At 75.2% G+C, this 21455-nt stretch carries 13 protein-coding genes and 1 pseudogene; 3 read left to right on the top strand and 11 right to left on the bottom strand.

Annotated features, from left to right (window positions below):
* Positions 1 to 104 precede the first annotated feature (104 nt).
* Positions 105 to 686, bottom strand: a complete 582-nt coding sequence (locus tag QSK45_RS02570; protein ID WP_285552761.1) for a helix-turn-helix domain-containing protein — start codon at positions 684 to 686, stop codon at positions 105 to 107.
* Between the two features lie 260 nt (positions 687 to 946).
* Between QSK45_RS02570 and QSK45_RS02565 the strand changes: the two genes are divergently transcribed.
* The 3 genes and pseudogenes from QSK45_RS02565 to QSK45_RS02555 form a co-directional block, all read left to right on the top strand.
* The gene (locus tag QSK45_RS02565) at positions 947 to 1744 is read left to right on the top strand and encodes an aldolase (RefSeq protein ID WP_285552760.1); all 798 of its coding nucleotides are present in this window, start codon (positions 947 to 949) and stop codon (positions 1742 to 1744) included.
* Entirely contained in the window at positions 1744 to 2658 is a 915-nt protein-coding gene (locus QSK45_RS02560; protein WP_285552758.1) for a dihydrodipicolinate synthase family protein, read from the top strand. Before QSK45_RS02565 ends, QSK45_RS02560 begins: the two co-directional genes overlap by 1 nt.
* A 99-nt stretch (positions 2659 to 2757) precedes the next feature.
* Positions 2758 to 3315 (top strand): annotated as a pseudogene (locus tag QSK45_RS02555) (flavin reductase family protein); the annotation flags it as partial.
* Positions 3316 to 3444: 129 nt separating this feature from the next.
* On the opposite strand, the gene QSK45_RS02550 reads toward QSK45_RS02555, so the two are convergent.
* The 10 genes from QSK45_RS02550 to QSK45_RS02505 all read right to left on the bottom strand — a co-directional run bounded on the left by QSK45_RS02550 (position 3445) and on the right by QSK45_RS02505 (position 21305).
* On the bottom strand, positions 3445 to 3867 hold the full coding sequence (locus QSK45_RS02550; RefSeq protein WP_285552756.1) for an acyl-CoA thioesterase: 423 nt from the start codon (positions 3865 to 3867) through the stop codon (positions 3445 to 3447).
* A 79-nt stretch (positions 3868 to 3946) separates the two neighbouring features.
* Positions 3947 to 4570: a hypothetical protein gene (locus tag QSK45_RS02545; RefSeq protein WP_285552754.1), complete on the bottom strand. Its 624-nt coding sequence runs from the start codon at positions 4568 to 4570 to the stop codon at positions 3947 to 3949.
* A gap of 259 nt (positions 4571 to 4829) precedes the next feature.
* Positions 4830 to 5426 (bottom strand): histidine phosphatase family protein, encoded by a 597-nt coding sequence (locus tag QSK45_RS02540; RefSeq protein WP_285552752.1) that lies wholly within the window; start codon positions 5424 to 5426, stop codon positions 4830 to 4832.
* A 160-nt stretch (positions 5427 to 5586) separates the two neighbouring features.
* Positions 5587 to 7086, bottom strand: a complete 1500-nt coding sequence (locus QSK45_RS02535) for a condensation domain-containing protein (RefSeq protein WP_285552750.1) — start codon at positions 7084 to 7086, stop codon at positions 5587 to 5589.
* The gene (locus QSK45_RS02530; protein ID WP_285552749.1) at positions 7083 to 12473 is read right to left on the bottom strand and encodes a type I polyketide synthase; all 5391 of its coding nucleotides are present in this window, start codon (positions 12471 to 12473) and stop codon (positions 7083 to 7085) included. Before QSK45_RS02530 ends, QSK45_RS02535 begins: the two co-directional genes overlap by 4 nt.
* A 41-nt stretch (positions 12474 to 12514) precedes the next feature.
* Complete coding sequence (locus QSK45_RS02525; RefSeq protein WP_285552747.1) at positions 12515 to 17548, bottom strand: non-ribosomal peptide synthetase; 5034 nt, start codon at positions 17546 to 17548, stop codon at positions 12515 to 12517.
* Positions 17549 to 17640: 92 nt separating this feature from the next.
* A complete protein-coding gene (locus QSK45_RS02520; protein ID WP_285552746.1) occupies positions 17641 to 18426 on the bottom strand; it encodes an ABC transporter permease in 786 nt (261 codons plus the stop codon).
* Complete coding sequence (locus QSK45_RS02515; protein WP_285552745.1) at positions 18413 to 19201, bottom strand: ABC transporter permease; 789 nt, start codon at positions 19199 to 19201, stop codon at positions 18413 to 18415. The genes QSK45_RS02520 and QSK45_RS02515 overlap by 14 nt, the downstream gene beginning before the upstream one ends.
* Complete coding sequence (locus QSK45_RS02510; RefSeq protein ID WP_285552743.1) at positions 19198 to 20172, bottom strand: ABC transporter ATP-binding protein; 975 nt, start codon at positions 20170 to 20172, stop codon at positions 19198 to 19200. Before QSK45_RS02510 ends, QSK45_RS02515 begins: the two co-directional genes overlap by 4 nt.
* Complete coding sequence (locus QSK45_RS02505; protein ID WP_285552741.1) at positions 20169 to 21305, bottom strand: GNAT family N-acetyltransferase; 1137 nt, start codon at positions 21303 to 21305, stop codon at positions 20169 to 20171. Before QSK45_RS02505 ends, QSK45_RS02510 begins: the two co-directional genes overlap by 4 nt.
* Positions 21306 to 21455 lie beyond the last annotated feature (150 nt).

The following is a 21455-nucleotide window of genomic DNA, read 5'->3' as shown; positions in this document are numbered from 1 at the left end:
GAGCTGATGGGACGGCGGCCTCGTATGGACGCCAACCGCCTGGCCGCGCCGGTGTCCGGGCGATCGGGTGCGCGGCCTGCCGGGCCTCGGCCGCCCGCGCGGTCTCAGGGCAGGCGGGGAGGTGCGGGGCGGGCGTCGTCCGGGGTGTCGTAGTCGCTGGAGACCAGGAGGAGGACGGTGGCGCGCCGGGTTCCCAGTGAGCGGAGCTTGTGGGGTGTGGTGGCCTTGAAGTAGGCGCAGTCGCCCGGGTCGAGCGTGATCGTGCGCGAGGGGAGGATCAGTTCGGCCCGCCCCTGGTGGACGAAGACGAACTCCTCGCCGGGGTGGTCGCGGAACGGGACCGGGTTCGCGTCGAGCGGCGGGTAGAGCATGAACGGGGTCATGCCCTTGGTGCCGGCGTCGAGCGCCATGCCCTCGTAGCGGGTGCCGGGCTCGTCCGGGGAGGTCAGGGCCTGGCGTTCCGCGGCCCGGGTCACGGTGACCTCGCCGAGCTCGTCGGCCTCGGCGAAGAGGCTGTCCAGGGGCACTTCGAGGGCCTTGGCGAGCGAGGCGCACACGGCGATGGAGGGGACGCTCTGCCCGCGTTCGACCTTCGACAGGTAGCTCTTGGTGACGCCGGATCGCTCGGCCAGCACCTCCAGGGTCATCAGCCGTTCCTTGCGCAGCCGGCGTACCCGATTGATCACTGGCGTCTTCCTCTCTCGTGCCCCTCGACCGGCCGGGCCCCCGGTGCGGCGTGTGCCGGCCGCCGTCGATGACACCGCGTGTCCTATAGCGAACAATGCTACGCCGCTTCGCCGCGGGCGGGCCCCGGAAGGAGCACGCTCCGCCGAAGCCGCCCTTGGTTCAGGAAACTTTGTGTCCTATAGTGAACTCAGTTTCCTCGGGGCTGCGGCTCCGGGCGCACGCCTGGCCACCGGGGCCGGGCCGGAACTGGAGCAGACACATGGCGAAAACGCTGCAGGACCCGAAGGACGTCCTCGTCGACCGCGCCGCGCGGCAGATGGACCGGCACTTCGGGGACCTCGAACTGACCACGCGCCAGAAGCTGGCGCTCACCTGCCGGATCGCCTTCGACGGCGGCCACGACTCGGGGCTCGCCGGGCAGATCAGCTCCCGCGGGCGGGAGCCGGGCACCTACTACACCCAGCGTCTGGGGCTGGGATTCGACGAGATCACCGAGGACAACCTCCTGCTGGTGAACGAGGATCTGGACGTCCTGGAGGGGGAGGGAATGCCCAACCCCGCCAACCGCTTCCACTCCTGGATCTACCGGGCGCGCGAGGACGTCAACTGCATCATCCACACGCACTCGCTGCACACGGCCGCGCTCGCCATGCTGGAAGTGCCGCTGGTGGTCTCCCAGATGGACACGACCCCGCTGTACGACGACTGCGCGTTCCTGAAGGACTGGCCGGGTGTGCCGGTGGGCAACGAGGAGGGCGAGATCATCTCGGCCGCGCTCGGTGACAAGCGGGCCATCCTGCTGGCCCACCACGGCCAGCTGGTGACGGGCCGCACGATCGAGGAGGCGTGCACCCTGGCGCTGCTGATCGAGCGAGCGGCCCGCCTCCAGCTGCTGGCGATGGCGGCGGGGACCATCCAGCCCCTGGACCCGGCCCTGGCCCGCGAGGCCCACGACTGGACCTCCACCGACCGGCGCAGCCGGGCGAACTTCGCCTACTACGCGCGCAAGGCCCTGCGCAACCACCCCGACTGTCTGACGGGACAGGTGGACCTGTGATGACGACACCGCCGCTCAAGGGGATCATCTCCTACCCGGTCACCCCGTTCGACGCCGTCACCGGCGAGGTCGACCTGTCCGCGCTGCGGACCCTGACCGGCGACCTCGTCGACGCCGGCAGTCACGCCGTCGCCCCCCTCGGCAGCACCGGAGAGAGTGCCTACCTGACCGAGAGGGAATGGGACGCGGTCTGCGAGACCACGCTGGACACGGTCGCCGGGCGGGTGCCGACCCTCGTCGGCGTCTCGCACTGGAGCACCGAGGGCACGGTCCGCCGCGCCCGTGTGGCCGCCCGCCACGGCGCCACCGCGATCATGGTGCTGCCCCTGGTGTACTGGAAGCTGACCGAGGCCGAACTCGTCGAGCACTACAGCGCGGTGGCCCGTGCCACAGACCTGCCGATGATGCTCTACAACAACCCCGGCACCAGCGGCGTGGACCTGCGCCCGGAGACCGTGGTCGCGCTCGCCCGGAAGATCCCCAACCTCACCATGGTCAAGGAGAGTTCGGGCGAGGTCTCGCGCTTCCGCGCCCTGCGGGAGCTGTCCGACGGGGAGCTTTCGGTCTACAACGGCAACAACCCGGTCGCCCTGGACGCCTTCCGTGCCGGGGCGGCGGGCTGGTGCACGGCCGCCCCCTGCCTCGTGCCGCAGTGGGTGCTGGAACTCCACCGCGCGGTCACCCGCGGACAGGACGACCACGCGGACCGGCTCCTGGACGAGCTGCTGCCGTTCCTGCGGTTCATCGTCCACCACGGCCTGCCCCGAGCCGTCAAGGCGGGTCTGGAGATCCAGAACCGCCCGGCCGGGCCGCCGCGGCCGCCGCTGCTGCCCCTGCCGCCGCACGAGACGCGGCAGCTGCGGGAGATGCTCACCCGCCTCCTCGCCGACCGGCTCCCGCCGTCCGCCGCGTAGAGGCCGCGGACCAGCCCCGCCCCCCCCCGCACCGCCGCCCTCCGTGACCGGAGCACGGTGCGGGCGGGGTGTCGACCGCGAAGCGGCGGCCGGCACCCGATGGGCCGGTGCCCCCGCGCGAGGACACCCGTCCCGCGCGGGGGCCCGTCCCCGACACCCCCGTCGAGCGAAGGAAGAAGCCCCATGCCCCCGACCGGCGCGCCGTCCCGACCGACCGGAGAACCGGGCCAGGCCGCCCTGCTGCGCCGCACCCTGCGCAGGCACGCCGCCGGAGTCACCGTCATCACGGTGCCGGGGCCGGCCGGCTTCACGGCCACCTCCTTCACCTCGGTCTCCCTCAGCCCCGCCCTCGTGTCCTTCTGCGTGGCGCGCGACTCCTCGGCCGCGGACGCCGTCCGACGGGCGGACCGGTTCGCCGTCCACCTGCTGGGCGTCGCCGACGCGGACCTGGCGGACCGGTTCGCCCGCAGCGGCGGAGACCGGTTCGCCGGAGCGCGCCTCGAACTGCACGACGGGCTGCCCGTCCTGTGCGACGCCCCGGCCTGGCTCGGCGCCCGCGTCGCCACACGGCACCGGGCCGGAGACCACCTCCTGGTCGTCGGCGAGGTCCTGGCGGGCGGCGTGCGCCGCCACAGTCCCGCGCTCGTCCGCCACGACGGCGCCTACGCCCGCCCCGTCCGCCTGCGCCCCCGGTTGCGCGCGACGAGTGAGCGGGTTCCGCGGCCCCGGAGGACGGCCCCGACCGGCCGGACAGGTCCTGGCGGACGGCGGCGCCCCGCCCGTTCCTCACAGACCGAACAGGGCCGGGTCGGTGGAGAGTTCCTCGAAGACCTTGGCCGGGTCGGCGACCAGCTTGCGTTCCTTGAGGTCCAACAGGCCGCCCACGCCCTTGAGTTGCGCGGCGAGGGTGCCGTCGGCCCTGCGGATCTCCTGGCGGACCGTGAAGGTCTTGCCGCCGGACCACTCGAAGGCGCAGGTCACGTCCACCTCGTCGCCCGCGAGCAGTTCGCGCAGGTAGCGGATCGTCGTCTCCAGGACCACCGGTCCCACGCCGGTGCGCACCAGGCCGGTCTGGCTCACACCGGCGGCCTGGAGGAGGGCCCAGCGGGCGTGCTCGGCGTAGTTGAGGTACACGGCCTGGTTCAGGTGGCCCTGCACATCGGTCTCGTAACCGCGGACGGTGACGCGGACGGAAAACGGTTCGCTCACGGCATTCCCCTCTTGCTCCGGTACGGCTGCGCCGCCTGCCGGTGATCCTTCCACGCGCGGTCGGCGGGGCGGCCACGGGTCAGGCGCGGCGGGGGGAGGCCAGCAGGTAGCGGACCTGGGTCCGTGGCTCGGTGTACTCGCCCGCCTGCCAGCCGGCCCGCTCCAGCGTGGCCGCGCAGGCGGACCGGGCCGCCGCGTCCGGTGCGTACACGGCGACGGCCTCCGGCTGCGGGGTCGCGCGGACCCGGTAACCGTCCGCGCCCGCCGTCCTCGGGTGGTGCCCGGCTGCCTCCAGGGCGAGGGCGGCGGCCCGGACCAGATGGCCGCGCTCCCAGGCGCACGGACGGTCCACCGCGCCGTCGGGGTTGGTCATCCGGCGCAGCTCCAGCAGGCCCTGCCAGGCGTCGCGCACCTCGCGCAGGCGTACGGCGGCCGAGGGCGGGACCTCCTCCCCGGCTCCGCCGACGCGCGCCGCGAACACCCCCGTGGAGGGCGTCGGCCGTTCCGGTGCCCCGGCCGGCGCCTCCCGCAGGCGCCGGCCCGCCGGGGTCAGGAAGTGGTCGTGCGGCGGGCGCGGGTGCCGGAACGCGAGGCCCCCGCGCACCAGCGCGGTGAGCTGCGCCTCCGTGCCGCGCAGCCGGCCGGTGACCGGATCGGCGGCGTCGATCACGCGCCGCTGGGCGGCGGTCGGTTCCCGGCTCACGGTGCGGCTCCCCTCCGGGGCGGTGCGGCGGCTGGTACGGGCGCCGGTCGGACGGCTTGAGGGAAGAGTACGGGTGGGGTCCGACAGCGGGGCCCGACGCGGGGAGAGGGGAAGCGCGGGTGGCCGGGCCGGCGCGCGTGTCGTACCGCCCGTCCGGCACGGCCGCACCCGCGGGCGCGGACCGTCGTGCGGCGGGGCACCGACCGTCGTACCGCCGGGTCGGGCCGGTCGTACCGCCGGGGCGCCCCGCCCCGTCCCCTCAGCTCGGCCGGATGTTCCAGCCCGCGATCACCGGCCGCGCATGCTCCGTGCCCAGGCGGCACAGCGTGCCCGTGGCCAGTTGGAAGAGGGCGCCGTGGCGGGCGGACAGGCCGAGGCGGCGGGCGGTGAGGACGCGGAGGAAGTGGCCGTGGGCGACGAGGACCACGACGCCCTCCGTGTTGGCGAGGGCCGCGTCGACCTTGGCCAGCATGCGGTCGGCACGCTCGCCGACCTGTTCCGGTGACTCGCCGGGGTGGCCGGGCGGCCCCGGGGCGACGCCGTCGGTGAACAGGAACCACCCCGGGCGGGTGCGCTGGATCTCCGGCGTGGTGATGCCCTCGTAGCCGCCGTAGTCCCATTCACGCAGGTCGGCGTCGACCCGGGCGTCAGGGATACCGATCAGCTCGGCGGTCTCCCGGGCCCGTTGCAGGGGGCTGACGAAGGCGGCGCCGATGCGGTGCGAGCGGATCAGCGGCACCAGCCGGCGCGCCTCCTCCCGGCCGTGTTCGGTCAGCGGCACGTCGGTCCAGCCGGTGTGCCGTCCGGACCGCGACCACTCGGTCTCACCGTGCCGGACGAGAAAGAGGTCACCCATTCCCGCGCCTTCCCGCTCGTGTGCCAGCACCGTGTCACGGGGTCCGGCCGGCGCGGGGCGGACCGCGCCGGATGACCCTCGTTCAGATGATCAGCTGCTCATCGTACAGTCCGCCACCAGGTCGTGCCCCGGCCCGTGCCCCGCCCCGCGGACCCCTCGGTCATGCCGCCGGCCTCCAGTCCCCGATCATGCCGCGGAACAGCCCGTCGATCCCGGGCTCCAGGTCCCCCCTGCGCCGGACCGACAGCGGCACCGGCGCGGGCTCCAGCGCGCCGACCGGCGTGGTGAGGTCAGCGGTCGCGGCCGCCAGCAGGCCGAAGAAGGCGCGGGCCAGCTCGATCGCCGTGTCCTGCCCGACGAGCCGCGGCCGGTTCTCCAGTTCCAGGGCCAGCTCGCCGTGCCTGCGGCCCAGGGAGAAGGTGACGTCGTAGCGCGCGGAGCCGGTCACCAGCTTGTTCGTGGCGAGGGTCCCGGACCCGAAACTCCGGGTGGGGGACGGGGTGTTCTGGAGGATGAACATGGTCTGGAAGTACGGCGTGCGCTCCGGCTCGACCGGCGGCGCCAGTTCGTCGAGCAGGACGCCGTAGGGGAGGTCCTGGTTCTCGTGGGCCGCCATGACCAGGCGGTGCGTGTCCTCCACCAGCCGGCCCACGGGCACGTCGGGCCGGAAGACGTACGGCATCACCAGCGTGTTCACGAAGAAGCCGACCACGTCCGCCCAGCGCGGGTCGGTGCGGCCCGCGAAGGGAGTGCCGACGGCCAGGTGGTCGCACCCGGTCAGTCGCCGCAGCGCCAGCTGGTAGACGGCGAGCCCGAGCACGAAGAAGGACGTGCCGCAGGCGCGCGCCGCCTGCTGGGCGTCCTGGACCAGGCTCTGCGGCAGCCCGAGCCAGGCCATGTCACCGGCCCACCAGGGAGCCCCGGGATCCCGGCCGTCGGGGGGCCAGGGCAGCGGCGGGGGCGGGTCGGCCAGCACCTGGCGCCAGTGGTCGAGCTGGGCGTCGTGGCGGCCGCGGGCGATCCGGCGGCGCTGCCACACCGCGAAGTCGACGTACCGGTGGGCGGGGACCGGGCCGCCGGGCGCCCCGGCGAGCAGCGCGCCGTACCGGTCCGCCAGGTCCTCGAAGAAGACGGGCGAGGACCAGCCGTCGAAGGCGATGTGGTGGAAGTTCACGACCACCACGGTCTCCTCCGCCGCGAGGCTCACCAGGTGGGCCCGGGTGGTGGGTTCCGTCCGCAGGTCGAAGGGGCGCGCGGCCTCCTGCGAGCCGATCTCCCGCAGCGACCTGATCCGTTCGGCCTCGGCCAGGGGGCGCAGGTCGTGGCGGAGGACGGGGATGTCCCCGGGGTCGTGCAGCCGGGCGGTGAGCCGTCCCGCCGACTCCCCGAAGGAGGCCCGCAGGGACTCGTGCCGGCTCACCACCGCCCGCAGCGCCCGCTCCAGCGTGTCGAGGTCCACCGGGCCGCGCAGCAGCACCGCGATCGGCACGTTGAACGCGGCCGACTCCGGGAACCGCGCCTGGTACGCCCAGTGCCGCTCCTGCCCGAGCGAGGCCCGCCACGCCGATCCGGCGCCCACGGCCCGCGCGTGCTCGCCGTACGGCGTCGCCGCGGTCCCGCTCGCCACCGTGCCCGTGCTCCCGCTTCCCGCCGCGCTCATGCTCCGGCCTCCCGCTGTCGGGCCACGACGACCTCGGCGAGCGCCGCCGGGGTGGGGGCGTCGAAGAGGTCGGCGACGCTCACGGACACCCGGAACCGGTCCTGGAGCCGGGACGCCAGCTGGACCGCGGTGAGCGAGTCGCCGCCCAGGGCGAAGAAGTCGTCGTCGGGCTTGATCTCGCCCGCGCCGAGGGTCTCGCCGAGGAGGCGTACGACGGCGGAGACGGGGTCGTCGGAGCCGGGGTCGTCGGGTGCGGGGCCGGGGTCGTCGGGCTCGGGGGCCGGCCGCGGCTCGCCGGGCGCCCGCACCTCCTCACGGACGGCCGGCTGTTCGGGACGCACGGGCGCGGCAGCGACGGTCTCCCGGACCGGGGGAGCCGGTGCCCACTCCTCCGCCGGCACCACCGCCACCTGCGCCGGGACGTGCTCGGTCAGCAGCCGCATCAGCGCGTCGATGCCCTCGTCCGGCGTGATCCCCGAGGTCAGCCCGATCGGCGGCTCCTGCGGGGCCGCACGCTCCGCACGGGCGACCGCCGACTCGCCGCCGAGCGCGATCTTGGTGTACCCGCTCACCGTGACGACCGCCCGGCCCAGGTCGTCGTACAGCTCGGCGTCCACGGTGGAGCGGCCGGTCCGCTCCGGGCGGCGCACCATACGGGCCGTCACCTGCCCGGGAACCTCGCCGTGGACGACCGCCCGGCGGCAGGTGAACGGCACGAAGTCGCCGGCCGGCAGGTTCAGCGCCAGCGCCCGGTCGAGCAGGACCGGGTGGACGGGGTGGGTGTCGAGGTCGGCGAGGTGTTCGGGGGCCAGTTCCAGGCGGCCCACCGTCACGTCGGTCTCCCGGAACGCCGCGCGGACGCAGCCGAACCGCTCCCCGAAGACGAACTCCGTGGCCGCGCCCTCGGGCGCCCCGGGCGTGACGGCCGGCCAGCCCCGGCCGAGCGCGGCCGCGTCGACGGTCGGCCGGTCGGCGGTCAGGGAGCGGTCCACGCGGACCCGGGCCCGTGCGTGCACGGTCGCCGGTGCCCCGCCGGCCGCGGCCCGGACCGTCGCCTGCCAGTCGCCCTCGGCCGTCTCCGCCAGGGTGACGGTGACCTCCGTCGGCTCCGGGACGAACAGCGGCTCGGACAGCATGAGGTCCTCGATGACGACGGGGTCGAGATCGTCCGCGCCGCCCACCTCCCGCACGGCCCGCACCAGGAGGTCGAAGTAGGCGGCCCCGGGCAGCAACGCCCGGCCCTGGAGGCGGTGTTCGGCCACGAGCCAGTCGCCGGGGGCGAGGACGGTGCTCCAGTGCGCCGCGTCGTCCTCCGCCGGGTGGTCCGGGGCGGTGCCGGCCATTCCGACGCCGTGCCAGGCGGGCCAGTTGACGCTCACGGTCACCGGGGCGCCGGGCGGCGCACCGAGCGCGACCGCGTCCATGAAGGCGTTGCCCGCCGCGTAATCCGCGCTGCCCAGAAGGCCGTTGAGGGCGGCCCGGCTGGAGAACAGCGTGAGGAACCGGACGCCGGGCGTGTCGGCGACGATCTCCCGCAGCACCAGGGTGCCGGTCACCTTGGCGGCGAGGACCGCCTCCATGTCCGCCCGGGACCGGGTGCGCAGCAGCCCGCCGCCCGCGACGCCCGCGGTGTGCAGGACGCCGTGCACGGCGCCGTGGCGCGCGCGCAGCCGGTCGAAGACGCCGCGCACGGCCTCCGCGTCGCAGACGTCGGCCGCGTGCAGGGTGACCTCGGCGCCGGCCGCCTCCATGGCGGCGAGCGCCGGGGCGATCCGCTCGTACTCCTCGGGCCGGTCGGCCCTGCGGCCCAGCAGGGCGAGGCGCGGGCGCAGCCCGGTGTGGGCGAGCGCCTGGGCCACCGCGAGACCGATGGCGCCGAGTCCGCCGGTGACGACGTAGACGCCGCGCTCCTCCAGCAGGGTGCCGACCGGTCCGTCGGCCGTGTACTCGGTGCGGTCCGGCAGCCAGCGGCGGGCGCCGCGCAGGGCCACGGCCGCGTCGGGGGAGGCGGGCGCGGCGAGTTCGGCGGCGAGCACCGCGGTCGGTACGTTGCCGACGTCGATCAGCCGCACCTGCCCCGCGCCCGCCTCCAGCGCCGCGGACCGCGCCAGGGCGCACGCGGCGGCGTGGGCCGGGCTCAGCCCCTCGGCGCCGGTCACGTCCACCGCGGAGCGGATGACGACCGCGAGGGGCAGCGGGCGGTTGTCCGCGTCCCGGCGTCCGGCGCCCGCCTGGAACAGCTCCACGAGGGACCACAGGGCCTCGTGCAGCGCCTCGGGAACGTCCGGGAGCGGCTCGGCGAAGGCGCGGCCGTGCACCAACAGGCGTACGTCCACGCCGCGTCGGGCCAGATGGTCCAGGTAGGCGGTGACGTCGTCGGGGTGTCCGCGCCGTACCGTGCCCCGGTAGTCGGCGGCCTCGTACGCGCCGCCCTCGGCGACCGGGAGGGTCCGGTAGCCCGCGAGCTGGACGGCGGTCAGCAGTTCCCGGGCGGCGTCCGGGTCGGCGGGAGTGAGCACCACGGCGTGCCCGCGGCTGCCCGGGGTGCGGCGCGCCGCGGCCGGTACATGGCGGTCGGGGCGCCAGCCGGGCAGGGCGAGGACGGGACGCGCGGGAGCCGTCGAGTCCCGGGGGCCGGGCGCCGTCGAGTCCTGGCGGGGCGGTTCCGGTACGGCCCTTCGCGCGTCCTCGGCCGTCGGCGTGGCGGGTCCCCCGACCGCCGGCGCCGGGCGTCCCCCCGCTGCGTACGGCAGCCAGAACTCCCTTCGCCGGTACGGATACGCGGGCAGCGCCACCCGTCGCGTGTCCCGCGGGCGCGGCAGCGCCTCCCACTCCACGTCCGCCCCGTCGCACCAGGCGTGGGCCAGCGCCTCCAGGAACGCGGGCCAGTCGCCGTCGGCCGCGTCACGGGGCCGGGGCAGGCAGCCCACGGCCCGGTGACCCGCGTCGCGCAGCCCGGGGTGGCGGCGGATCAGGCTGGACAGGGCCTGTCCCGGGCCCACTTCCAGGACGCGGGCCGGGTCCTGTCCCGCCAGCGTGTCCAGGGCGTGCCCGAACAGCACCGGTTCCACCAGCTGTTCGGCCCAGAAGCGCGGCGAGGTGGCCTGCGCGTCATCGAGGGGCCGACCGGTGGCGGCGGAGATCACCGGTATCTCCGGGGCGCGCAGCGCGCAGCCCGCCAGCAGGTCGGTCAGCTCCGCCACCGCCGGGGCCATCATCGGGGTGTGGAAGGCGTGCGAGGTGGACAGCAGCCTGCCCTGTACCCCGCGCCCGGCGAGGATCTCCCGGAATGCCTCGACGGCCTCGGCCGGGCCCCCGACCACCACCTGTCCGGGGCCGTTGACCGCGGACACCGCGACCTCGGGGACCAGCAGGTCGCGCACCAGGTCCTCGGCGGCGGCCACGGCGAGCATCCGGCCGGGCGGCATGCCCTGCATCAGCTCCGCCCGGCGGGCGACGAACCGCACCGCGTCGGCGAGCGGCACGACCCCGGCCAGCGTGGCGGCCACGACCTCGCCCACGCTGTGCCCGACGAGCGCGGCGGGTTCCACGCCGAGCAGACCGAGGGACCGGGCGAGGGCGAACTCCACACTGAACAGCAGCGGTTGGGCGTGCACGGTCCGGGCCACGGCCGCGGGATCGGTCTCCTCCTGCCACATCTTCGTCAGGTCGGTGCCGAGGGCGTCGGAGAACAGCGCGAGGCACTCGCGCACCCGGGCGTCGAAGTCGGGCAGGTGGGCGGCGAGGCCCGCCGCGGCCCGCGGATGCTGCGAGCCCTGCCCCGGGAGGGCGAACACCAGGCGGCGGCGCGTGCCGTCCGACATGGCCGTGGGCGCCGTGTCCGGGTCGGCGAGGAGCCGGGCCGCCTCGGCCGGGCGGGTGAAGGCCAGCGCGGCGCGCGCGGGCAGCGCCCGGCGTCCCGTCTGCGCGGTGAGGGCGACGTCGGCCGCGGCCGTGTCCGGCAGCGCGGCCAGGGACGTGGCGAGCCGGGCGCGCACCGCGCCCTCGGCCTCCCGGTCCGTGCCGCTCCACACCAGCAGCTCGGTACGTTCGGGACGCTCGGGCACCGGGGCCGGGTTCGGGGCCTCCTCCAGGACCACATGGGCGTTGGTGCCGCCGAAGCCGAAGGAGCTGACGCCCGCGCGGCGCGGGGCGCCCGCCGTGCGCGGCCAGGGCAGCACGGCGTCCGCGATCTTGAACGGGGTCTGCTCCAGGCGAAGTTGTGGATTGGGTACCCGCACGTTGATGGTGGGCGGGATGCTCTCGCGGTGCAGCGCCAGCACCGTCTTGATCAGGCCGACGATGCCGGAGGCCGGGCCGAGGTGGCCCAGGTTCGACTTCACCGAGCCGATCGCGCAGCTGCCCGGCCGCAGATCGCCGGTGGCGACCGCGAGCATGGCCTGGTGCAGCCCGTGCACCTCGACGGGGTCGCCCATCTGGGTTCCGGTGCCGTGCAGTTCGACGTACGACACGGTGTCCGGGTCCACGTCGGCGACGGCCAGGGCCTCCGCGATGACGCGGCTCTGCCCCTCGGAGCTCGGCGCGGTGAAACCGGGGCGCGCGGCACCGTCGTTGTTGACCGCGGAGCCCCTGATCACGGCGTAGACCGGGTCCCCGTCGGCGAGCGCGTCGGCGAGCCGCTTGAGGACCACCACACCGCCGCCGCTGCCGAAGACCGTGCCGCTCGCCTCGGAGTCGAGCGGCCGGCAGTACCCGTCGGCGGAGTCGATGCCGCCGGCCACATGGCGGTAGCCGCGGCCGTACGGCGTCTCGATCTCCACGCCGCCCGCCAGCGCCATGTCGCAGTCGCCGAGCCGTAGCGCCTGGCAGGCCAGGTGGGTGGCGACCAGGGAGGTGGAGCAGGCGGTGCGCACGTTCAGACTGGGGCCGTCGAGGCCGAGCCGGTAGGACGTGTACGTGGCCAGGTAGTCGATGTTGTTGGAGACCAGCGCGACCATGTCGCCGACCTGGGCGATGAGTTCGGGGTCGGCGCGGATGTGGTCGTCCACGTAGGTGTCGCTGGCGCAGCCGCCGTAGACACCGATCTCGCCGTCGTAGCGGGAGGGTTCGTACCCGGCGTGCTGGAGTGCGGTCGAGCACAGTTCGAGGAAGAGGCGGTGCTGCGGGTTGCGCAGCTCGCTCTCGCGCGGGGAGATCCCGAAGAAGGTGTTGTCGAACCCGCCCACGTCGTCCAGGAGGGGGCGGGCGGGGATGTAGTGCGGGTCCTTGATCAGCTCCGGGTCCTCGCCCGCGGCCAGCAGTTGATCGTCGCTGAGCCGGTGGATGCTGTTGCGTCCCGCCAGGAGGTTGCGCCAGAACTCGTCGGCGTCGGCCGCGTCGGGGGCCCGCACGGACAGTCCGATGACCGCGATGGCGTCAGTGCTCACTGCTCCGGTGCCTTTCTCGCTGGGGTAGGGGGGCCGTGGGGTCAGCGCCTGCTCTGGCGCCCTCGGCGCAGAGCGGTGCGGACCGCGCGGCGGGCGTCGCGCTCGTCGGCCGCCGAGTGCGGCGTCGCTTCGCGGCGTGGCGTGGGGACGGCCGGGGCGGCGGGAGCGCCCGTGCCGAGGTGTGCGGCGAGGGCGCGGGGCGTGGGGAAGCGGAAGACGTCCGCCAGGGTGAGCCCGAGCCCGTCCGCCGAGACCAGCCGGTGGTACAGCTGGAGCAGGTTCATCGACACCATGCCCGCGTCGAAGTAGACGGTGTCGGGGGTGAGACGGGCACCGGGCGGGCACAGCTCCCGGGCGCGTTCGGTGATCAGCCGGGCGAGGTCGCCGACGGCCGGGCGGTCGGCCGCACCGGTGGGGCGTTCGCCGCGTCGGTCGCCCAACTGCCGCAGCAGCGCCGGGACGTCGGCCTTGCCGTTGCGGTTCAGCGGCAGGTCCGGCAGCCGTATCCAGTGTGCGGGCTGCTGCCAGCGGGGCAGGGTCCGGGCCAGTTCGGCGGCCAGTTCGTCGGTGCTGCCGAGACCGGTGCCGGCGACCCAGGCGAGCAGGCTGCCGGGGTGGTCCGGGTCGGTGGCCACGGCACAGTTCTCGACGCCGGGCAGCCGGGACACGGCGCTTTCCACCGCGTCCAGTTCGACCCGGTAGCCGCCGAGGGAGACCTGCCGGTCGGCGCGGCCCACCAGGGTGACGGCACCGTGCCGGTCGCGGCGGGCCAGGTCGCCGGTCGGATAGCGGCGCACACCTTCGGTGAGGGCCGTACTCGCGCGCCGGCCGGGCGCGTTCAGGTAGCCGGTGGACAACCCGCGTCCCACCACGGTGAGTTCGCCCGTCTCCCCGGTGAGCGCCGGGCGCCCCGCCGCCGTGACGATCTCCAGGCGGCGGTACGGGGTGCCCCGTCCGATCGGCACGGTGGCACGCGGTTCGTCCGGCCGGGCCCAGTGGTGCAGGCTGCTCGCCTGGGGGGTCTCGGTGGTGCCGTAGAGGTTGTACAGCGCGGCACCGGGGGCGAGCCGGGCGGCCTCCTCGGCGCGGGTGTCGTGCAGGGGCTCGCCGTGGAAGACCACGGCCCGCACCGAGGGCAGGACGCGGTCGGCGCGGACGGCGGCGAGGATGCCCGCCTGCGAGGGCGTGAGGTGCAGCACGGTCGCCCCGGACTCCGCCAGCAACTCCAGGTGCAGGTCGGGCCGTTCCGCCTGACCGGGGCCGGGCAGGCGGACCCGGGCGCCGAGGGTCAGCGGCAGCAGCAGGGTGCGCAGTACGGGGTCGTGGGCGGGCGGTGTCGTCAGGCAGAAGACGTCGTCGGCCCCCAGGCCCAGCTCGGCCGCGTACCAGTCCAGCGGCTCGGGCAGCGCGTCGGCGGGCAGCACCACGAGCGCCGGGCTCCCCGAGGTCCCGGAGGTGACGATGAGGTGACCGGGCGCGTCGGGGCCGAACTCCCGCTGCCCGGCGTCCGGTTCCCCCGGCGCCGGGAGACCGTGCCGCTCCCCGGGCGCCGACCGGTCGACGCTCTCGTACGGCACCCCGGGCACCGTCTGCGGACCGGTCCCCAGCACCAGGGCGACGTCGGCCGCGCCGAGCACCTCCCGGCGCCACGGCGCCGGGGCCTCGGCGTCCACGAGCAGCACCGGCCGCCCGGCGTACCAGGCGCCGAGCAGCGCCGCGGCGAGCCCCGCGGTACGGCGGGCCAGCACCGCGACGGTCCGGCCCGGCTCGGTCCGCTCATCCACCAGGGAGCCGATCCGGCGCACCCAGGCGGCCAGTTCGGCGTACGTGACCGTGTCGTCCGCGCCGACCAGCGCGGGCCGCTCCGGTCCCCGCTCGGCCTGCTCCAGCACGGCGCGGACCACGTCGGCGCACGTGCGGCGCGGTTCGGGTGACGGCGGGACCGCCGGCTCCGCCGGATCGCCGAGCACCGACACGAGGGCCTCCCGGCAGGCCCGCAGGAAGTCCGCCGCGGTACCCGCGTCCCAGAGGTCCGCCGCGTGGACCAGCCGCAGCCGGTAGCCCCCGTCGGGCCGCCGGGACAGATAGAGCCCGAGGTCGAACAGGGACCAGCGGGTCTCGGGGTCCTCGGGAACGGCCTGGTGGCCGCCGAAGGCGCTGGGCGCGGCGGCCTGTGTCAGATCGTTGAACCACGCCTGGAACAACGGGTTCTCGTGCGGGGAGCGCTCGGCGCCGACCGCCGCCACGATCTCGTCGAAGGTCACCGCCATGTGCTCCGCCGCCGTGAGCACCGCCTCCGCCACCGGCCCCAGCACCTCGCGCGTGCCGGCGCCCTCGGGCACGTCCACGCGCACGGGCACGGTGCGCATGAAGAAGCCGACCGCCTCGTGCTGCTCCTCCGTCTCGCGCCCCGACATGGGCACGCCCACGAGCACGCTGCGCCGCCCCGTCCAGGCGGTGAGGGCCCGCGCGTAGGCGCCGAGGACGAGGGTGGCCACGGTGACCCGCTCGGCCCGGCAGACCTCGTCCAGCCGGCGGCTGGTCCCCACGTCGAGGTCGGCCAGCGCCTGCGCGCCACGGTGGTCCGGCAGCCCGGCGCGCGGCCGGGCGTGCGGCAGCCCCAGCCGCTGGGGCACGCCGTCCAGCCAGGTACGCCAGAACTCCAGGTCGCCGTCGCGTCGTCCGGCCTCCGACTCCTCGGGCGCCGACGCCAGCGCCTCGCCGAACCCCACGGGGGCCGGCAGCCGCGCGGCACTTCCCGCCGACCGTGCCGCGTACAGCTCGGCCAGGTCGTGCTGGAGCAGGTCCAGGGAGCGCTGGTCGCAGACCAGGTGGTCGACGCTGAGCACCACCCGCGACGCGGTGCCCGCGCCGTCCCGCAGCAGGCCCACGGCGAGGCGGGGGAGCCGGTCGGGCGGGAAGGGCACGTCGGCGATCTCGGCGACGAAGTCCCGTACCGCCTCGTCGGTGACCACCGCGAGCGTGCGCTCGGTGAACAGCTCGGGCCCGCTCGGGGGCAGGACGCGTCGCCGCGGCCCTCCGGAGTCCTCCAGGACCGTGCGCAAGGACTCGTGACGGGCGATCAGGTCGCCGCACGCGGCACGCAGGGTGTCCGGGTCCAGCGCGCCGCGCACCCGCAGCACGCCCACCACGTTGTACGCGGGGCAGTCGGGAAACACCTGCTGCCACAGCCACAGCCGCCGCTGCTCGGGGGAGGCCGGGCCGTCGCCGTCCGGCCGGCGGGGACGGGCGCGCACGCGCACGGTCGCGGGCAGCAGGTCGCGCAGTCCGGCGAGCGAGACGTTGTCCCGCAGGAACACCGACAGCGGCAGCCGGACCCCCCACCGGCCGAGGATCCGCCCGGCGAGCCGGGCCGCGGCCAGGCTGTGCCCGCCCGCGTCGAGGAAGCCGCGGTGCTCGTCCCCGGGGACGTGACCGACGGCCTCCGCCCAGCAGCCGGTCAGCTCGTCGGCGGCCCGACGGGCCGGGACGGAGGCGGCCAGCCGCTCCTCGGCCAGCGCCCGCAGCGCCTTGGCGTCCTGCTTCCCGCTGGCGGTCAGCGGAACCGACTCGACGGCGGTGAACAGCGCCGGCACGAACGCCTCGGGCAGCGCGGCGGCCACCCGGTCCCGCAGCCCGCGCCACAGCGCGTCGTCGGCCTCGGCCCCCGGCACCGGCACGACGAAGGCGCAGACGGTCGGCGCGCCGTCCGGACCCGGCGCGGCCACCACCGCGGCGTCCCGCACCGGGTCAAGCTCGCGGAGCACGTCCTCGGTCTCCCGCAGCTCCACCCGCTGGCCGCGGATCTTCACCTGGTGGTCCATGCGGCCCAGGTACTCGAGGGCGTCCCCGCGCCGGCGCACCAGATCACCGGTCAGGTAGAGCCGGGGCACCGGGCACCAGTCGGGCGCCGCCACGAACACCGCCTCGGTGAGGTCGGGCCGGTTCAGATACCCGAGTGCCAACGGCAGCCCGCCGATGGCGAGTTGACCGGACTCACCTTCCGGCACCGGGCGCAGCTGGTCGTCCAGGACCACCAGCGTGCAGTTGTCGATCGGGCCGCCGATCAGCACGGTGTCCGGGTCCCGCGGGCACTCCCACGCCGTGACGTCGATGGCCGCCTCGGTCGGGCCGTACAGGTTGTGCAGCTCGGCGCCGAGGACGGACCGGAACCGCCGTACGAGCCCCGGCGTCAGCGCCTCCCCGCTGCACACGACCGCGCGCAGCGAGACGCAGCGGTCCGCGCCCGGCCAGCGCAGGAACTCCGCGAGCATCGACGGCACGAAGTGGCAGACGGTCACGGCGTGCCGGGTCACCCAGTCCACGACCTCGCCCGGATCGCGGTGCGCGCCCGGCGGCATGAGCACCTCGGTCGCGCCGGACACCAGCGGGGCGAGCAGCTCCCAGCCGGAGACGTCGAAGGTGGCGGGCGTCTTCTGCAGGACGCGGTCCCCGGGGCCGAAGCCGTACCTCTCGCACATCCACAGCAGCCGGTTGCACAGGGCCCGCGAGGGCACGACGACGCCCTTGGGCTCCCCGGTGGAGCCGGAGGTGAACAGGACGTAGGCCGGGTGGTCGTCGGCGACGTCCCCGAGGGGTTCCCACCCCGCGGTGGTCGCCTCGCCCCCCGGGTCGAGGCGCAGCACCCGTGTGGCAGCCTCGTGCCCGTCCAGGCTGTCCGCCGTCTCCCCAGTGACCAGCGCGAGGACCGCCCCCGAGCGGCGCAGGATGCCGAGCCGCCGCTCCGGCGGATCCTCAGGGGCCAGCGGCAGATAGGGCAGGCCGGCCTTCAACGCGCCGAGCAGCGCGAACACCAGGGCGCGCCCGCGCGGCACGCAGACGGCCACGACGTCCCCCGGGCGGCCGCCGGCCCCGACGAGGAGGCGGGCGACGGCGTCGGATGCGGCCTCCAGTCCGGCGTACGTGACCGTCCCCGCGTCGTCGACGAGCGCCACGGCGTCCGGCGCGGCGGCGGAGACGGCCCGGACGAGTCCGGGGACGCCGGACGGCGCCGGGTGGTCCCGGTCCGGGCCTCGCAGGATTGCCCCGCTGGCATCGGCCGTCGAGCCGTCCATGCGCGTTCCCTTCCGGTGCGATGAGGTGGGAGAGAGAGGGGGAGTCGAAGCAGCTCGCGGAGTCGGGGTTTCGGCTCGGGGGAGTCGGGTGGTCAGCCGGCGTCCGTGGCGAGGCGGCGCGCCCGGCGGTCGTTGCGGTGCAGCAGCGTCAGTCCGGCGACGAGCCAGGCGGCGCCGACGAGCGCCTCCAGGGCCGCCTGCGCCGCCCAGGGCCGCCCGTCGGCCAGGGCGCGCAGCGACTCGGCGCCATGGGTGAGGGGCAGCAGCTGTGACACCCAGCGCACGGGCGCGGCCAGCCGGTCGGTCGGCGCGATGATGCCGCACAGCACGAGCAGCGCGTACACCGCGAGGTTGGTCAGGACGGGGGAGGCCGGGTGCAGGGCGGCGAGCGCGGCGACGGCGAGGCCGAAGGCGGTGGCGCTGAGCGCGGTGAGCACGAACAGGCCGGAGCCCTGGAGCAGCGCGCCCATCAGCCGCCACTCCTGGAAGAAGGCGCACACGCCGACCACCGCCACCAGTGCCGAGGCCACCGCCTCCACGACGTGGACCCAGCACCGGGTCAGATGGACGAGGGGCAGCCCGGGGCGGCTGATGCGGACCCGGTACAGGGTGCCCGCGGCGCCGTCCTCGGTCATGCTGTCGGCGGCCTTGACGACCGCGGCGAGCGACAGGACGTGCACACAGGCCCCGACGATCGCGAACCGCCGCCCCGGCAGGCCGCCCGCGAGATAGCCGAGGTAGGCGAGGAACAGGGGTTGCAGCACGGACCGGGGCACGGTGGAGCCGATGAGGGTCCTCACCCCGTAGACGGCCAGGTAGTCGCGGCGGGCCGCCCCGGCGACGACCGTCAGACCGCGCAGGCGTTCAGGCGAGCGCAAGGGTGCCTCGCTCCCTCGCCCGGTGCAGCACCGTGCGGAACGCCCAGCGGGCCAGCAGCGCGTAGCCGCCCGTGGTCGCGCACAGGCAGGCCCACGCGGTGGCGCTCTGCGCGCGGCCCTCCGCGGCGGCGGTGAGCAGTTCGGTGGCCCAGCGCAGCGAGACCACGTCGGGTACGTGCCGCAGCCAGACGGGCAGCAGCCGGATCGGTACGATCATGCCGCCGAGCAGCGACATGGGGTAGACCAGCGCCTCCGCGATGCGCATCGCGGCCGGCGTCAGCAGGAACAGGCAGCTGAGCAGCGCGCCCAGCACCAGGGCCGAGCCGAAGGTGGCGAGGGCGGCCAGGACGAAGGCGCCCGGGTGGGCGATGCGCAGCGGCTCGCCGGTGAGCAGGCCGACGCAGCCGATGGTGACCGCGATCAGCAGGGCGCAGCGCAGGGCCGTGCCGAGCGTCTTGCCGAACAGCACGGTGCCGAGGCCGGTTCGCCGGGTGAGGATGCCCGGCAGGGTGCCCTGCGCCAGCTCCTCGCGCAGGATCAGACCGGTCTGCCAGATCGCGCAGCTCCACAACGCCAGGACACCGCAGCCCAGTTGGATCTGGCGCGCGGTCAGCATGGAGTGGGGGCCGCGGGCGAGCAGCGTGGCCAGGCACAGCGCCGCCGGCACCACACAGCCGGGGATCACGGCGCTGAGGATGTGCTGCTGGCGGAGCTGGAAGACCATGGTGTGCCGCAGCACGGACAGCCGGGCGCGCGGCCCGGGGCCCGGGGTCATCGGTCCTCCCCGGTGCGCGGGCCGGCCAGCCGGTTGAACACCTGCTCCAGGCCCACCGGTTGCACCCGGACGTCCCTGATGGTGCCGGTCGGCCACAGTCTCGACAGCTCGCGCAGGGAGTCCGCGGTCCACGCGGCGACCTCGAACTCGGTGCGCCACAGCGCCTCTTCGGGGGCGCGCTCGCTGGACAGGGTCCGGATGCCCCGGCCGCCGTCCGCCTCGGCGTCCACCGGGCAGGGCGCGTCGGACAGGACGACGACGGTCGTCGCGGCGCCGCTCTGCTCCAGCAGCTCGGTGAGCGGCAGGTCGTGGCTGACGGTGCCGCCGCGCAGGATCACCACACGGGACGCCAGCCGCTCGATGTCCTGGAGGTTGTGGCTGGTGAGCAGGACGCCGACGCCCTCCTCGGGCAGCTTGGCCACGACGGAGCGCAGACGTTCCGTCTCCAGCGGGTCCAGGCCCACGGTGGGCTCGTCCAGCATCATCAGCGCCGGGCGGGCCATCAGCCCGACCGCGAGGTGCAGCCGCTGCTTCATGCCCTTGCTGAACGCGCCGACCGAGCGGTCCGCCACGTCGAGCAGGCCCACCGAGGCGAGCGCGTCGCGCGCCGTGCGGGAGAGGGACCTGGTCGGCAGGCCCGACAGGGAGCCGAACAGCATGGCGTTGTCGAGGGCGGACAGCCGCGGGTAGAGCCCGCGGTCGCCGCCGAAGACCACCGACAGACGGGTGCGGGCGGATCTCGGGTCGGCCGCCACGTCGACGCCGTCGACCAGGACCCGGCCCCTGGTCGCGGTCAGCAGGGTGGCGATGATGCGCAACAGCGTGGTCTTCCCCGCGCCGTTGACGCCCAGCAGGCCGACGGTCTCGCCGCGGCCGACCGTGAAGGACACCTCCGACAGGGCGGTGACGACCTTCTTCCTGTCGACGTAGTCACGGCCTACGCCGTCCACGACCAGGGCGGGCGGCGTCACCGCGTCCCCTCCCGCGCGCCCGGCGCGCCGGCCTCGGACGCCCCCCACGGCGCGGCCCAGGGCTGCTGCCACTCGTCCTCCGGCAGCGCCCGCCGGCCGAACCGGTGCAGCCACTCGGAGGTGTCCGCCAGGGGTCTTCCGGGCAGGGGCGACGACGGCACCGGCAGCGCGACCGACCACAGCGGGCCGAGCCGGGCGCCGCGCGCCAGCTTCGCCTGGTACGTCTCCATTCCGAGGTGGAGCACGCGCAGACCCTGCCGGTGCATGTATTCGATGGGCAGGTAGTAACAGAGCGCGTAGTATTCGTAGGCTTTTCCGGTCTCCGCGTAGTCGAACCCGACCGCGCGCGCGTACAGCGTCTCACCGAATTCATACATCAGCGAGAAGCCGACCAGCCGTCCGGCGCGACGGGCGGTGAAGACTCTGGAATACTTTCCGAGCGCTTCGGCCTGTCCGGCGAGATAATCCCGCATTCCGTCGTCATGTGCCTCGTGGCCGTATTTCCGCTGGATCTGTCCCAGCAGCGGCGCGGCCTCCGCGTAGCAGTCCTCCAGTTTTTCGAGGCCCAGTTCGTACCCGGCCGCGTGAAACGTGGAGAACTCGTGGCGGATTGCAATCCTCCGTTTACTGCCGAGCTGCTGGAGGTATTCCTCGAAGGGCGCGCCGCCGGTGAACACCGCCGCGTCGGCGCCGTCCAGGGCGACCGCCGCGCCGCGCTCCCACAGCAGCCGGGCGGTGCGGCTGGTGGCGAAGGGGAACAGCAGGCCACGCTCGCCGCGTTCCTCGGCCCGCGCCAGCGCCGCCGCGAGCAGCGCGTCCAGCCCGGGGCCCGGGTCCGGGGCGGCGGGCAGCTCGTACCGGTACCCGCGCCGGGCGCCGGCGAGGGCCCAACTGCCGTCCAGGCCCAGCAGATCGAGGTGGCGCCGGTGCGCATAGTAGGGGTTGTGCTCGACCGTCACGTCGTACACCGGGAGGGCGCAGGCGAGCCGGTCGGGGGCGCGGGCGAGGAGGTACTCGACGCTCGCGCCGGGCTCGCGTTCGACCGAGCCCAGCCACGCGTGCGACGCGTACAGCCCCCCGGGTGCGGCGAGGGTGTCCCACTCGGCCGCCGCGATCCCCGTCAGGGACGGCACGGTACGCACCTCGACCGTGACCGGCAAGGCGCACCCCCTTCCGCTCGACATGGTTCATTGCGAGGAACCCATCAGAGATTTCACCTCGGTGGAGGGAAACCCAGCGCAGAGGAAAGGAGCACCGTCCCCCGACAGAACTTCATATTAACC

Source organism: Streptomyces hygroscopicus subsp. hygroscopicus (assembly GCF_030269125.1).
GTDB classification, from domain to species: domain Bacteria; phylum Actinomycetota; class Actinomycetes; order Streptomycetales; family Streptomycetaceae; genus Streptomyces; species Streptomyces hygroscopicus_C.
Note: the sequence above shows the minus strand (reverse complement) of the source record. Positions and strands in the feature narration are given on the sequence as shown.